The organism is Methanobacterium sp., from assembly GCA_016222945.1.
Classification (GTDB): domain Archaea; phylum Methanobacteriota; class Methanobacteria; order Methanobacteriales; family Methanobacteriaceae; genus Methanobacterium_D.
On the sequence record JACRPY010000003.1, the window covers coordinates 189179 to 202269 of the forward strand.

Below are 13091 nucleotides of genomic sequence, written 5' to 3' on the forward strand. Positions count from 1 at the left end.
ATTTCTATGGGTATGGAACATGTTAAAGGCGAAAATAAAGGTGATGTGGTTCTTTATGCTTTAAGTACTTGTGGATGGTGTAAAAAAACTCGAATGCTTCTTGAAGAGCTTGGAATTGAATTTAGATATATTTATGTTGATTTATTGAAGGGTGATGAACGATCCCAAATAATAAAAGACGTTGAAAAGTATAATCCTCAGCTCTCATTCCCTACAGTTGTAATCAACAATAAGGACGTTATTGTGGGCTTTAAAAAAGAAGATGTAATGGGGAAGTTGAAATGAGTCAAGATATTGATATCAGCGGCGAAAAACTGGACAAATTTTACCAGAAAACAAAAAATGATGCTGAATCATGGGGATATCATTTAAATTCTGATGTGGAATTTACTAAAGAGCTTTTAAAAAGCATAATCATAAATGAAAACCGATATGGATACGGAGCATGCCCCTGCAGGCTTGCATCTGGAGAAAAAGAAAAAGATTTAGACATCATATGTCCCTGTGATTATAGAGATCCTGACTTAAATGAGTATGATGCATGTTACTGTGGCTTATATGTCTCCGGAGATATTTTGGAAGGTAAAAAAGAGTTACAATCAATACCTGAAAGAAGACCTCCAATTAAAGAAAGAGAAAAAATAGCAGCAGAACCTGTAAAAGGTGTGATTTCTTCCTTGCCCCTTCCAGTATTCAGGTGCAAGGTTTGCGGGTATTTATGTGCAAGGAAAGAACCTCCAGAGATGTGCCCAATCTGTAAAGTGGGAAAAGAACGTTTTGAAAGATTTATATAAAAAAATTGTTCTTTTTTCGTTTTTTTAACTTCTTTTAAAATATTTAATTAAATTATTTTTGCAAATAGTGCTTAAAATAAGAATTTAAATATAAATTAAGGTTCTACAAACATTTTTAATGCCAGCATATCCTCTTTTAATTGAGGTAAAAGCTTACGGGAGTATAAAGCAGCTGCTGGATGAAAAAGAGCCATATATTTCCTTCCATCTCGTTCATACGTCTTTCCATGAATCTGTTTAATGCTTGATTTTCCAATTAAAGCATGGGTAGCGCTGTTACCCAGAAGCCCAATAATATCTGGATTAATCAATTCTATCTGTTTATGCAAATATAACTCCATACATTTACTATATTCTGGTTTTTTTGGTTTTCTATTTTCAGGAGGTCTGCATTTTACAATAGACGTGATATAAAATTCAGATCGGTCCATTCCTGCACTTTCAATTATCTCACTTAATAATTTACCTGAACTTCCAATAAATGGCCTTCCAGTCTCATCTTCCATCCTTCCTGGCGCTTCCCCTACAAGCATTATTCTGGAATCTGCAGGTCCTTCCCCAAAAACTCCATTAGTCCTGTTTTCATGTAAAGGGCATTCAGTGCATTCATCTGCAATTTTGCATAGATTTTCAAGAGTCATAATAATATTTTTTTAATCAATCCCATATATGTCAATTTGTGTTTACATTTCAATTCATTAATTGAAATTCATAAAAAACATATAAAGTGCCTATAATATCTCTTTTTGGCATTCAGGACAAAAATAAGCTGTTCTCCCACCAACTTTTAATGTTTCCAACTTAACATCAGAATTAGGGCATTTTCCATTTTTAACTCTATTGGGAATTATATATGAATCAGGGAGTTCTTCATGCTTTAAATTTCTGTCAATTGCTGTTTCAAGCACTTCTTTTGTAACCATGAAAATTTCTTTTAATTTATCATCTGATAGCTTGTTAACAGGTGTTTTAGGATGTACACATGTCTGAAACAGTATTTCATCAGAATAAATGTTACCTATACCAGCAAATATATGTTGATTCATCAATGCAGGTTTTATAGCGCCTTTTCTTTTTTTAAATATATCAATAAATGATTTAAAATCCATTCGGGCTGCATCTGGTCCTAATTTCTTTTCTTTTATGAAATCTTCCATTTTGGAAATTAAATTTATTTTTCCAAATTTTCTAGGGTCAACAAATGCAAGGTGGCTTTTATCTTCAAAATTTACAAGAAATCTACCATAAGAAGGTTCTTCTTCAGACTTTTTATAATATTTGAGGTTTCCTGTCATTCCAAAATGTAAAATTAAGCAATTTTTATTGTCCAAATATACAAAAAGGTATTTACCATGTCTTTTAGTAAACTGAAACTTATTTCCCTCTAAATTTCCCTTTAAAGCACTAATATCAATGTTTTGAAGAAGTTCAGGGCTTTTAACATCGACACTTTCAATTTTTTTATTAAGGGAAGTTTTATCCAGATATTTTCCAAATGATTCTACTTCAGGTAATTCGGGCATAAGATTCCTCATTTAAAATGGTATTTAGCATATATTTAAACTTATGAATTTAAAAATTCTATATAAAACCCATAAATAAGTAAATATATTTCAAACAATAATCAATTGTATAACATATTTACTAAATTTTTACCCATTAATTTTTACGCTGTGATAAAATGCCAAGTGAAATAAAATATAAAGAGCTTGTAGATGTCTATGAAGCATTAACCTCCACCACGAAACGTCTTGAAAAAACAGCCATTCTTGCAGAATTTTTAAAGAATATACCTGCAGAACTTCTTCCAACTGTAACATTACTCTCATTAGGCAAAGTATTTCCAGTATGGAGCGAAGAAGAAATAGGAATTGGCCTGAAACTAATTATGAAAGCCATATCATTAGTTGTAGGAGTAAGTCCAGAGACTGTTGAAGACAGCGTGAGAGATAAAGGAGATATTGGCTTAGCAGCAGAATACCTCTTTGGAAATAAGTTTCAAACAACTCTTTTTACAAGACCACTTGATTTAATCAAGGTTTACAATAATATGGTGAAACTGGCAAGTGTATCTGGTAAAAATGCTGTTACAAAGAAGATGAGAATTTTAACTGAGCTTTTAAGTTCAGCTTCACCCCAAGAAGCAAAATACATATCAAGAACTGTTGTTGAAGAACTAAGAGTAGGTATAGGTGAAGGAACCATCAAAGATGCCCTTTCTAAAGCTTTTAATATTGAAAAAGAAGTTGTGGAAAGAGCTTTAATGCTTACAAATGATCCAGGGCTTGTTGCAGAGGTAGCTAAAGAAAGTGGAGAAGAAGGACTTAAAAAACTAACTTTAAACCCTGGAAAACCTGTAAAACCAATGCTTGCCCAACTTTCTAAAAACATCAAAGAAAGTGTCCTTGAAATGGGATGGGCACTTTGTGAAATAAAATATGATGGTTTTAGAGTTCAAATTCACAGAATTGGCGATGAAATCAAGGTTTTCACCAGAAGACTGGATAACATTAAAGATGCAGTTCCAGAAATTGTTGAATATGTGGATAAACATTTGCCTCATGAAGATTTTATTGTTGAAGGTGAAATAATCGCTACAAAGGAAGGAAAACCAATTTCATTCCAGTACATCCTCCAGAGAGTGCGTAGAAAATATGAAATTGAACGTTTACGGTTGGAAGTGCCATTAACTCTTTATCTTTTTGATGTGCTTTATTATAAGAAATCTCTTATTGATGCACCCTTTGAAGAAAGACGCCAGGTGCTTGAATCTATCTCTAAAAGAGAAAAAGGAAAATTCGGGCTGAGTACACAGGTTAAAGTAACACCAGAAAACATTGAATATGCAGAGGACCTTTTTAAGTTATCAATTGAAAAGGGACATGAAGGAATAATGATAAAAGACCCCTATGCACCGTATATGCCTGGAATAAGGGGTAAAAAAATGCTTAAATTTAAAGCAGAACCTGAAACACTTGATTTAGCAGTTACAGGTGGAACATATGGCAAGGGCCGGAGAGCCAATCTAATAGGTTCATTCTTAGTTGCGGTACAGGATGAGGATGGAAATTTAAATACAATAGCTCATACAGCAACTGGACTGGATGATGACACATTATTAGAGCTTTCAAATAAAGTAGAAGCTTTAATTACAGAAAAAAGGGGAAGAAAAGTAAAATCAGAAGCTGAAATCATTCTTGAAGTGGCATTCAGTGAAATTGTTAAAAGTCCAGAGTATGAAAGCGGTTATTCCCTTAGATTCCCTGTGGTTAAAAGAATAAGAGAAGATTTGAGTGTTGATGATATTGACACTGTAGAGCGTGTTGAATCCATTTTTAAAATGAGAAATTAACCTTTTTTTTATTATTTAACTAAAACTTTATTTATTTTTTGATAAAACTTCCCTCACTTTCTTGATAATAAACATTTAAATATAGTAATAATAAAATACTTTATTAAATTAACTGGAAGTATTATACTATGGAAGATAATCAAATACTACGAATAGCGTTAATAACAACAATTTTAGGTTTAGCTGGAATGATTTTGCTCTCAGACAAGGTAATGCCACACGAAATCAAAATAAAAGACTTAAATAAAGGCATGTTGGATGAAGAAGTCTCCATTGAAGGTGTTGTTTCAAACATTGATAAATCTCAAAAAAGTGAAACATATTTCTTGCAAATAGCTGATGATACTGATAAAACAACAGTTGTAATCTTTGATGATACAGTTTTAAGCCTTGCAAAATATAATTTAACGCCACAATCCTTTTTAAATCACCGCGTGAGTTTAACAGGGACTGTTAAAGAATATAATGGAAATATGGAGCTTATTTTAAAAGATGGTAATTCTCTAAAAATAATAGCATAAAAAAAGGAATTTTAATTATTTATCCTTTAAAATACCCATATCTAATGAGTAATTTTTAATTTCACCCAGTATATCCTTAGCATAATATGATGAAAAGATTATTCCAAGCAAGCTAACAACCCAAAATGAAACCAGCCTATCTGCAATTGCTATACTTCCTGCAAGTGCATCTGGCACTCCAAAAAGCACGAATAATCCTGTAAGAGATATTTCTATTGATCCCATCCCTCCTGGAAGTGCAGATATCACTCCTATGAAGTTTGCAATGAGAAATATGATAATTACAGACACAAAGTTAATTTCAACATTAAAAGCATAAAACACTATGTAAAGCCTAAAACATTCTAAAATCCATGATATAAATGCTAATATAATTACAATACTTATATTTCGGCTTGTTGTGAATGAATTTGTGTATTTAGTCATTCCTTTTAGTCCTTCTGTAAATTTAAGGTACATATTATCCAGAACATATCCTTTAAGGGGTAATTTACAGATAATCGGATGGATTTTGTGGTATATCCAAATACTGGTATCTTCTCTCCAATTTAGGAAATAAATCAATAGAACTATGGTTAAGGATATTCCTGCCCCTAAAATAGCTAAATAACGGATGTTTTCTACCCATAATGCAGATAAAACAAGTAATATTCCCACAATAAGCAGATCAAAGAATCGTTCAGTGAGTCCTGCAGATAATCCTTCATGTAATGTTATTTTATTGATTCTTTTACCTGCAACAGCATTAAAAACCTCTCCAGCTGTTCGCATGGGAGAAAAATTCCCTGCAAAAAGCCCTATGGTTTTTACTATATAATTATCTTTAAAGTCAAAGGGTTTGTTTATTATAAAACCCCATCTTAATGACCTTATACCTACAACCAAAAGATGAATTAGTACTGCTACTAAAAGCCATTTCCAATTTGCGGTTTTAAATGAATTTATGATATTTTGAGGCCCTATCCATAATATAAGTAAAATAATTAAGGCTATACTGATAATAAATACATAATATTGTTTCAATTAGATTCCTCTTTATTCAGAATTAAATTATTTGTTTTATAGATATGTTATTAAAACTAATTATTTTATCTGTTATTTTAAGCTTATTTATCACTTTTAGTTGTTTTCCGGATTAAAAGTTTTATAATAAAAAAAACATACTTAAAAACGTGTATTTTGGTTATATGAGATTTTTCAAGTTGATATATACTATCAATACCCACTTCTTTAACTTTAATTTTGCTTTTTGATGCTACATAAAGCATTTCAGATTCATAAGCATAATCATCATGTTTTATATTTATAAAATACTCTGCAGCATCGGCAGATATTGCTCTAAAACCACTTTGGCTGTCTGTAATTTCAAAATCCGTTACATATTTGATAAGGGATGTTGTAATTCTATTTGAAAGTCTTCTACTTAGAGGCATGTTTTTTGGAGTGCCTTCTATAAATCTTGAGCCTATAACAAGTCCAAACCCGTTAATAGAAGAAATAAATGAAGGTATATTGTCAGGATCGTGTTGTCCATCCCCATCAAGCAATATATAAGCTTCGTAATTCTTTTTTAAGGCTTTTTTTAGTCCTGTTTTTATTGCAGCCCCTTTACCCCTATTTTTATCATGTTTTATTACTTGTGCACCTGTTTTTTTTGCCAAATTGTAGGTATCATCCTTTGAACCATCATCCACTACTAGCACATCTGAATATTCCAGTGATTTCTTTATTACGCCTAAAATAGCTTTTTCTTCATTATATGCAGGGATAATGGTAATAATTCTCATTTTAACGTCCTGTTTTTAAAGATTCATTTAATTATTGAATAATAATTTTTTTTGAAACTGATTAATCTATCTATTATTCATCCTATAACTTAATAATACAAATAGTTTAGGTGATTTATTTATTCATGGACATGCACTATAAAAAGCTATAATTAGTGGTTTTTAACAATTGATTAATATCTAAAAATATACAATAATTAAATTAAAGAATTTAAATTGGATACAAATTAACGTTTTTAAATTTTTATAATAATATGGTGAAGATTATGAAAAGACTATTTGGAACATTTGGAGTTAGAAGACTTGCTAATACAGAATTAACCCCTGAATTTGCATCAAAAATTGCTGCATCCTACGGAACACTTGTAAAAGGTAAAGTTGCTGTTGGAGGAGACCCCAGAACATCCACAGAAATGATAAAACACGCTGTAATATCTGGATTGTTATCTTCTGGTTGTGATGTTGTGGATCTTGGATTTTTACCAACTCCTGCAGTACAATATGCCGTTAGAAATTATTATGATGGCGGTGTGATTATAACTGCTTCCCACAATCCTCCAAAATACAATGGAATAAAATTAGTGGATTCTGACGGTATAGGAACTCCTGATGAAATGGAAATAAAGATAGAAGAACTTTTCTTTGATGATAAACCAGACAGAGTGTCATGGGATGAAATTGGAGAAGTAGAAAAGAACTCTGGAATAATTGAAGAATACATTCGAGAGGTAATAGCTCGAGTTGATGTAGATGCAATTAAAGAAGCAAAATTAAAGGTAATTGTAGACTGTGGAAGTGGGGCAGCCTGTTATACCACCCCTTATATATTAAGAGAGCTGGGATGTGAAGTTATTACCATGAACTGTCAGCCTGACGGGTTTTTCCCTGGTAGAGACCCTGAACCCACTGAACCCAATCTCAAAGAATTGATTGAAGTTGTAAAAGCAACTGGTGCAGATATTGGATTTGCTCATGACGGGGATGCAGACCGTACCATTTGTATTGATGAGAATGGAAGTTTCGTATTTGGTGATAAATCATTTGCCCTTGTTGAAAAATACATGTTAAAGGAAAATAATGGCGGTTTAATTGTAACTACTGTGGCCACGTCCTCTGCAATATATGATATAGCAAATGAACATGATGGGGAAGTTATAGCAACAAAAGTTGGAGATTTAATCGTTGCAAGAGAATTAAAAGATAAAAATGGATTATTTGGTGGTGAAGAAAACGGTGGACTTATTTTCCCTGATTTTGTCTATGGAAGAGATGCTGCACTGTCTACTGCTAAAATCATCGAGATTATGGCCAAAGAAGGAAAACCTCTCTCTGAGCTTATAGCTAAATTACCTGTTTATTATTCTGAAAAAATGAAAATAGAATGTCCTGATGATCTTAAACAGGAAATAATGGCAAAAATTGCTGATGAAACACGTGAATTTGAAGTAGATACCACAGACGGTGTTAAAATAATTAAAGATAAAGGATGGACAATTATAAGACCATCAGGGACAGAACCTATATTTAGATGTTTTGCTGAAGCTAAAACAAAAGAAGAAGCTAAAAATATGGCTGAATGGGGAATATCACTGGTTTTAAAGCATTTAAATTCCTAAGTTGTTCCATTTCACTTCTTTTATCTACTTTTTTTCGTTTTTAAAATAAATTCTAACTAGTATTATGCAAAAATATTAAATTTCTATCTGTTTACCTGTAAAAACCATAAAATTCAGCACAAAATGCACATATGGGATATTTATCATTTCGATAATAACTGTCATCGTCTGCATTGATGTTGAATTTTTTATGGCATATAAAGCACTCTTCTATTTTTTCAGGTTTTTCTTCTTTGTTTTCTATAAGCTTTTTGTTATCTTTTTCCATGTAATCACAACCTATATCTTAAAATACATTGTATTTAAGCTCCATTTTCAATTTAATAGTATGAATGTTCCTTTTAGACTTTACAAACTATTTAATTTTCTTTATCAGTTTATGTTTTATTATACTATTAAAATTAAACTTAAATATTTTTGTTTATGATTAAATGTTTGAAAATAATCAAAAAACTAATTAATTCTTAAAACAAAAATATGATTTATGACTGTAAAAAAAAAGAAAATTGCATGGGGAATTACTGGTAGCGGCGATAAAATCGTAGAAACAGTAAATATAATGCGAGAACTCAGGGAAAAATACAAAGAGGAGTTTGATATAAGAATATACGTTTCTAAAGCAGGGGATCAAGTTTTAAAATATTATGGATTATTTAAAGAGTTAGAAGTAGAGTTTGACAGGACATGGGTCGAAGTTAACGCTAATGCGCCATTTTTAGCGGGGCAAATACAGTTAGGTCAGTTTGAATTAATGTTAATTGCTCCTGCAACCTCCAATACTGTTGCTAAAATTTCACTTAGAATAGCAGACTCCTTACTTCCCAATGCAGCTATTATGGGTCAAAAAGCAGGGACCCCCATCTATATACTTCCTTCAGACTTTGAAGAAGGAGTTACAGTCACAAAACTACCTGATGGCAGAGATTTAGAACTAACCATAAGAAAAGAAGACGTAGAACATGTTAAAAAACTTGCAAATATGGATATTAATATATTAAAAACTCCAGAAGAAATTTACGACGTTTTCAAGAAGCATGCCAAAAAATGAAACATTCGAAAATTTATAGAATTTTCGATGCATCGAAATCTCTGATTTCGATAGTTTTTTTGCTGCGTCAAAAACATAGTTTTTGACAGCATTCAAAAATCGAAGATTTGACAGCATTCCACTGCAAAATAAAAAAAATAGTTTCTGTATTTAACGTACCCTTGATTGTGGGGCAGCGTCCCTTATTTGTAATGTGACGTGGAATTTATAGTTATGACTATCTTCATCTTCCACAATTGGAGACACTCCTCTAAAATAATGGTTCCACCGATCTCCAGAGCCTACAATATTTATTCCTAAAGATTCATTATCATTCACTCTTAAAAAAAAATCATATATACCTGTTAATTCATCTTTTGGAGCCTTAAAGTTGATTTGAACTACTCCTCCTGTTCTGTTTACAAATTTAACATGATCTTCTTTTATTTGAGCCTTATTTTCCGATTTCTGCCCAACATCTCTTATAAATACAACAGTTGACTCATCCATAGAATACCCCCACTTAGTTATATTAATAAATTAGAACATGAAAGTATAAACTTTTTTCTATAGATCCTGTTAAAACCCCTTATTTGCCAATTTAGAAAAAATAAGGAATAATTTGAAACGGCCTTAAAATTTATATCCAAAATCCCTTAACATTTTCCTTCTGTATTCTGCATCATCTGCGCTTTCTATTCTTTCGGGTTTAAATCCATCAATTACACCCAGTATTCCTCTTCCCTGTTCGGTTTCAGCAATTATAATTTGAACTGGATTTGCAGTGGCACAATATAAATTCACAACCTCTGGAACGTTTATTATACGCTGAATAATGTTAATTGGAAATGCATTCTTAATGAATATTAAAAAAGCATGCCCACATCCAATTTCAAACATTTTTTCACCGGCGATTTCAGTAAGAAATTCATCATTGCCTGATTTTCTCACAAGACAATGCCCAGAAGCTTCACTAAATGCAAGTCCAAATTCAGCGCCAGGCACAGTATTTATTATAGCCTCATGTAAATCTTCAACTGTTTTTATGAAATGGCTTTGCCCCAATATGAGATTACAATCCTCAGGAGCTTCTAATTTAACAATTTTTGTTTCAAATTCCATAATAATTCCCCTATTATTTTATTGGCCTTATTAAATTAATATTTTGGGTTAAAAAGAAATAGTATTAGGCATTTATCTCAATAGAAGAGATTTAAACATTGATTTGTTTCATCAAATCAGTTTATCATGAAAACAAAACATTAAAAAGAGAACTTTTAACATGAATAAGTCCATAAAAAGAGTTTATCCACTTAAAACCATTTTAATATTTCTTTTTTCATATTTTAGAGCGCATGTACACTGAAATTGTATTTTAAGGTTTAAAAAGTAAAGGATATACCATTTATAAATGCTTTTTTTGCTAAAATAGCTTTAATTTGAGCTTATTTATTAAAAAAACAAACCCATAGATTTAAACTTTGATCAGCCCATTTAATACCTTCTAAATGAGTTTTAAATAAAAAAATAAGATTTAAAATGGCGTATTTTCCAAATTTAAAACAAAACATTTATATAATTCGGATAAGTGAACATTACCTTGTCCAAAAACTAAAAAAAGATTTCAAAATTTGAGAAATAATAATCTTAAAGTATGAAAACTAGTAGGTGTTGTTTTTGGATTCGGAGGCGGTAAAATTACGAAGAAATTTTTTTTAGCAGTGTTAATTGCATTTAGCATTGTAATGTTTAGTTCAAGTGGTATTTACGCCACCAATGACACCCCGATTGAGAATACTACCAATATAACTTTGGAAGAGCAAACAACATACACACCACAAAGTGGAAATTATACAGCAAATTCAACGACGACCAGTGAAAATACAACAAACAGTACCAATTCAACAGGAACGTCAGATGCAGCAGCTGGAGAAACATACGATAATATACATGGAGTATGGATGACCTCTGCAAGCGCAGGACAATTAAGTTCATCTGACATAGATAACCTTATACTATCCGGAATAACAGACATATTCGTGAAAACAAACAGGTTTACAGACCCAACTTATGATAGCGTTCTAAATTATCTTTTACCCTTACTTAATGGTAAAGGAATACGTGTCCATGCATGGATAACTTGTTTTAAAGACGCTGCCGGAAATTGGGTTGATCCACAGGGAAAATACAGTTACCAAGTTTCAGTTCCATACACCGAGGTTGTAAAAGTGCCTTATCAAAAATGGTACAAAGGCTGGTACTACAAAGCATACACAGTAAAAGTCAAAAAACGGTACAAATCAGGGAAAAAATGGAGATACTACTGGACTTACAAGACCAAATACAAAAGAGTGTATGGTTGGACTTACTACATAGCTTACAAAGATGAATACAGAACAAATTATCGAAGCGAAACAAGATACGGATACAGTACAACATTCAACAATGAATTAATTAGTTTCATTAAAAACCTCACTACAAACTATAACATTGACGGAATACACCTTGATTACGTTAGATATTCGGGTGTAGGAGACAATGCGGCCTATAAAAATGAGGGTGGAACAGCAGCAATAACTTCATTTGTGCAACAAGTAAAAGAAGCAGTATACAGCGTTAAACCTAAAGTAGCAGTCTCTGCAGCATTAATGCCTGAAGGAGCAGCTAACGCACAATACTACGGACAAGACTATGGACAGCTTGCAAATTATCTTGATTTCCTGGTTCCAATGATTTATAAAGGAAACTATGGTCAAGATACAGCATGGATCGGTACAACAACAAAATATATCGTTGATCATGCAGTTGACACCAACGGAAACAAAAAACCGGTTGTAGCAGGGCTTCAAACATACGTTTCAGACAGTAATGTAACACCAATATCTCAAGAGGAACTACAAAATGACATAAATACAGCGACAGGAAATGGATCTGCAGGCTATGTGCTTTTCAGATATGGTTTAATCAGCGGTTTAAGTACAACAGCAGAATCTGATAGCTCTAGTTCAGTTACATTTACTTTAAATGAAATCCAAGCTGCAGCAGCAAGCGTTAAAACATTCATTGAAACCAACAAAAGACTACCTGAATATGTGACAATCTCTACAATATCAGTAACAATGCCAGAATTCTTACAACTAATGACAAACAGTTTATTACAGTTAAACAATGGATCAACAGCGCCAGTAACATTCAAAAATGTTGAATATCCCACAAATTCCCCAACAGATTCAATAAATGGAAACTTAGGACTTTCAGAATATTTAGAAATTGCTCAAAGAATAAACACATCAATAAACGCCAGTGGCAAAACACCAGATTACCAAACAAGTTCTTTAGGAAATATAGGATATAAATCTTTGGTTTATATATATTCCAAAATATTGAACTTCTACAGTGCAAACAGCAGACTACCTAACTACGTTACAGTGGATTCATATATAACAAATCCTGATTCAAATTCAGTGCCAGCAGAACTACAGCAGTATCTTCAAGAAACGTCTAATTGTCAGGTGGGCAGTTCAAGTATTCAATCATTGGCTGCATCAATAACCGCAGGATTAACATCCCAATACGACAAAGCAGTGAAAATATTCAACTGGGTAAGAGACAACCTTGGTTATTCATTCTACTATAACACCAAATACGGTGCTGTAGGTACATTGAATGCCAGGACAGGAAACTGTGTTGACACTTCACACCTTTTAATAGCTTTAGAAAGGGCTGCAGGAATTCCTGCAAGATATGTACATGGTTATTGTAAATTTACAAGCGGTAACTGGTACGGTCATGTCTGGGCTAATGTTTGGGTGAACGGTCAATGGTACTCAGCAGATGCAACAAGTTCAAGGAACACTTTTGGCGTAATAAACAACTGGAACACAGGTACATACACATTAAAAGGAATATATGCTTCATTACCATTTTAGGAAGACGTATATATTTATTTTTTATTTTTTTTATTCTTTTATTAGGTAGTAAACCAAAGAAGCAG

At 32.2% G+C, this 13091-nt stretch carries 14 protein-coding genes; 7 read left to right on the top strand and 7 right to left on the bottom strand.

All coding sequences use genetic code 11. The annotated features are described in order from the left end of the window. Positions 1-6 precede the first annotated feature (6 nt). Both HZC47_05585 and HZC47_05590 read left to right on the top strand, forming a co-directional pair. Positions 7-285 (top strand): glutaredoxin family protein, encoded by a 279-nt coding sequence (locus tag HZC47_05585; protein ID MBI5680343.1) that lies wholly within the window; start codon positions 7-9, stop codon positions 283-285. Continuing rightward, positions 282-794, top strand: a complete 513-nt coding sequence (locus HZC47_05590) for a ferredoxin:glutaredoxin reductase (protein MBI5680344.1) — start codon at positions 282-284, stop codon at positions 792-794. The genes HZC47_05585 and HZC47_05590 overlap by 4 nt, the downstream gene beginning before the upstream one ends. A gap of 95 nt (positions 795-889) precedes the next feature. Here HZC47_05590 and HZC47_05595 read toward each other — a convergent pair whose 3' ends face one another. Together HZC47_05595 and HZC47_05600 are read right to left on the bottom strand one after the other, a co-directional pair. Next, positions 890-1435, bottom strand: a complete 546-nt coding sequence (locus HZC47_05595) for a uracil-DNA glycosylase (protein MBI5680345.1) — start codon at positions 1433-1435, stop codon at positions 890-892. 90 nt (positions 1436-1525) lie between these two features. Beyond that, positions 1526-2317, bottom strand: coding sequence for an Fpg/Nei family DNA glycosylase (locus tag HZC47_05600; protein MBI5680346.1), 792 nt, complete (start codon positions 2315-2317; stop codon positions 1526-1528). A gap of 170 nt (positions 2318-2487) precedes the next feature. Here HZC47_05600 and HZC47_05605 point away from each other — a divergent pair, with 170 nt between their 5' ends. Then, a complete protein-coding gene (locus tag HZC47_05605) occupies positions 2488-4146 on the top strand; it encodes an ATP-dependent DNA ligase (protein ID MBI5680347.1) in 1659 nt (552 codons plus the stop codon). Between the two features lie 128 nt (positions 4147-4274). After that, positions 4275-4667 (top strand): DNA-binding protein, encoded by a 393-nt coding sequence (locus HZC47_05610; GenBank protein ID MBI5680348.1) that lies wholly within the window; start codon positions 4275-4277, stop codon positions 4665-4667. A 15-nt stretch (positions 4668-4682) separates the two neighbouring features. Here the strand turns inward: HZC47_05610 and HZC47_05615 are convergent, their stop codons facing one another. Both HZC47_05615 and HZC47_05620 read right to left on the bottom strand, forming a co-directional pair. After that, positions 4683-5690 carry a UPF0104 family protein gene (locus HZC47_05615; GenBank protein MBI5680349.1) on the bottom strand — a complete coding sequence of 336 codons (1008 nt, stop codon included), beginning with the start codon at positions 5688-5690 and terminating at the stop codon, positions 4683-4685. Positions 5691-5773: 83 nt separating this feature from the next. Further along, on the bottom strand, positions 5774-6454 hold the full coding sequence (locus tag HZC47_05620; GenBank protein ID MBI5680350.1) for a glycosyltransferase family 2 protein: 681 nt from the start codon (positions 6452-6454) through the stop codon (positions 5774-5776). 266 nt (positions 6455-6720) lie between these two features. On the opposite strand from HZC47_05620, the gene glmM reads away from it, so the two are divergent. Beyond that, the gene (gene glmM, locus HZC47_05625) at positions 6721-8070 is read left to right on the top strand and encodes a phosphoglucosamine mutase (protein MBI5680351.1); all 1350 of its coding nucleotides are present in this window, start codon (positions 6721-6723) and stop codon (positions 8068-8070) included. Positions 8071-8161: 91 nt separating this feature from the next. Here glmM and HZC47_05630 read toward each other — a convergent pair whose 3' ends face one another. Beyond that, positions 8162-8338 carry a hypothetical protein gene (locus HZC47_05630; protein MBI5680352.1) on the bottom strand — a complete coding sequence of 59 codons (177 nt, stop codon included), beginning with the start codon at positions 8336-8338 and terminating at the stop codon, positions 8162-8164. Between the two features lie 216 nt (positions 8339-8554). Here HZC47_05630 and afpA point away from each other — a divergent pair, with 216 nt between their 5' ends. Next, complete coding sequence (afpA, locus tag HZC47_05635; GenBank protein MBI5680353.1) at positions 8555-9118, top strand: archaeoflavoprotein AfpA; 564 nt, start codon at positions 8555-8557, stop codon at positions 9116-9118. Between the two features lie 150 nt (positions 9119-9268). On the opposite strand, the gene HZC47_05640 is transcribed toward afpA, so the two are convergent. Both HZC47_05640 and HZC47_05645 read right to left on the bottom strand, forming a co-directional pair. Beyond that, entirely contained in the window at positions 9269-9607 is a 339-nt protein-coding gene (locus HZC47_05640) for a hypothetical protein (GenBank protein MBI5680354.1), read from the bottom strand. Positions 9608-9730: 123 nt separating this feature from the next. Further along, a complete protein-coding gene (locus HZC47_05645) occupies positions 9731-10219 on the bottom strand; it encodes an adenosine-specific kinase (protein MBI5680355.1) in 489 nt (162 codons plus the stop codon). An 839-nt stretch (positions 10220-11058) separates the two neighbouring features. Here HZC47_05645 and HZC47_05650 point away from each other — a divergent pair. Continuing rightward, a complete protein-coding gene (locus HZC47_05650; protein ID MBI5680356.1) occupies positions 11059-13026 on the top strand; it encodes a hypothetical protein in 1968 nt (655 codons plus the stop codon). Positions 13027-13091 lie beyond the last annotated feature (65 nt).

Excerpts from the sequence above, each read along its gene's own strand:
- HZC47_05585 (MBI5680343.1), top strand. The coding sequence starts at position 7 with ATGGGTATGGAACATGTTAAAGGCGAAAATAAAGGTGATGTGGTTCTT.
- HZC47_05590 (MBI5680344.1), top strand. The coding sequence starts at position 282 with ATGAGTCAAGATATTGATATCAGCGGCGAAAAACTGGACAAATTTTAC.
- HZC47_05595 (MBI5680345.1), bottom strand. The coding sequence starts at position 1,435 with ATGACTCTTGAAAATCTATGCAAAATTGCAGATGAATGCACTGAATGC.
- HZC47_05600 (MBI5680346.1), bottom strand. The coding sequence starts at position 2,317 with ATGCCCGAATTACCTGAAGTAGAATCATTTGGAAAATATCTGGATAAA.
- HZC47_05610 (MBI5680348.1), top strand. The coding sequence starts at position 4,275 with ATGGAAGATAATCAAATACTACGAATAGCGTTAATAACAACAATTTTA.
- HZC47_05620 (MBI5680350.1), bottom strand. The coding sequence starts at position 6,454 with ATGAGAATTATTACCATTATCCCTGCATATAATGAAGAAAAAGCTATT.
- glmM (MBI5680351.1), top strand. The coding sequence starts at position 6,721 with ATGAAAAGACTATTTGGAACATTTGGAGTTAGAAGACTTGCTAATACA.
- HZC47_05630 (MBI5680352.1), bottom strand. The coding sequence starts at position 8,338 with ATGGAAAAAGATAACAAAAAGCTTATAGAAAACAAAGAAGAAAAACCT.
- afpA (MBI5680353.1), top strand. The coding sequence starts at position 8,555 with ATGACTGTAAAAAAAAAGAAAATTGCATGGGGAATTACTGGTAGCGGC.
- HZC47_05640 (MBI5680354.1), bottom strand. The coding sequence starts at position 9,607 with ATGGATGAGTCAACTGTTGTATTTATAAGAGATGTTGGGCAGAAATCG.
- HZC47_05645 (MBI5680355.1), bottom strand. The coding sequence starts at position 10,219 with ATGGAATTTGAAACAAAAATTGTTAAATTAGAAGCTCCTGAGGATTGT.
- HZC47_05650 (MBI5680356.1), top strand. The coding sequence starts at position 11,059 with ATGACCTCTGCAAGCGCAGGACAATTAAGTTCATCTGACATAGATAAC.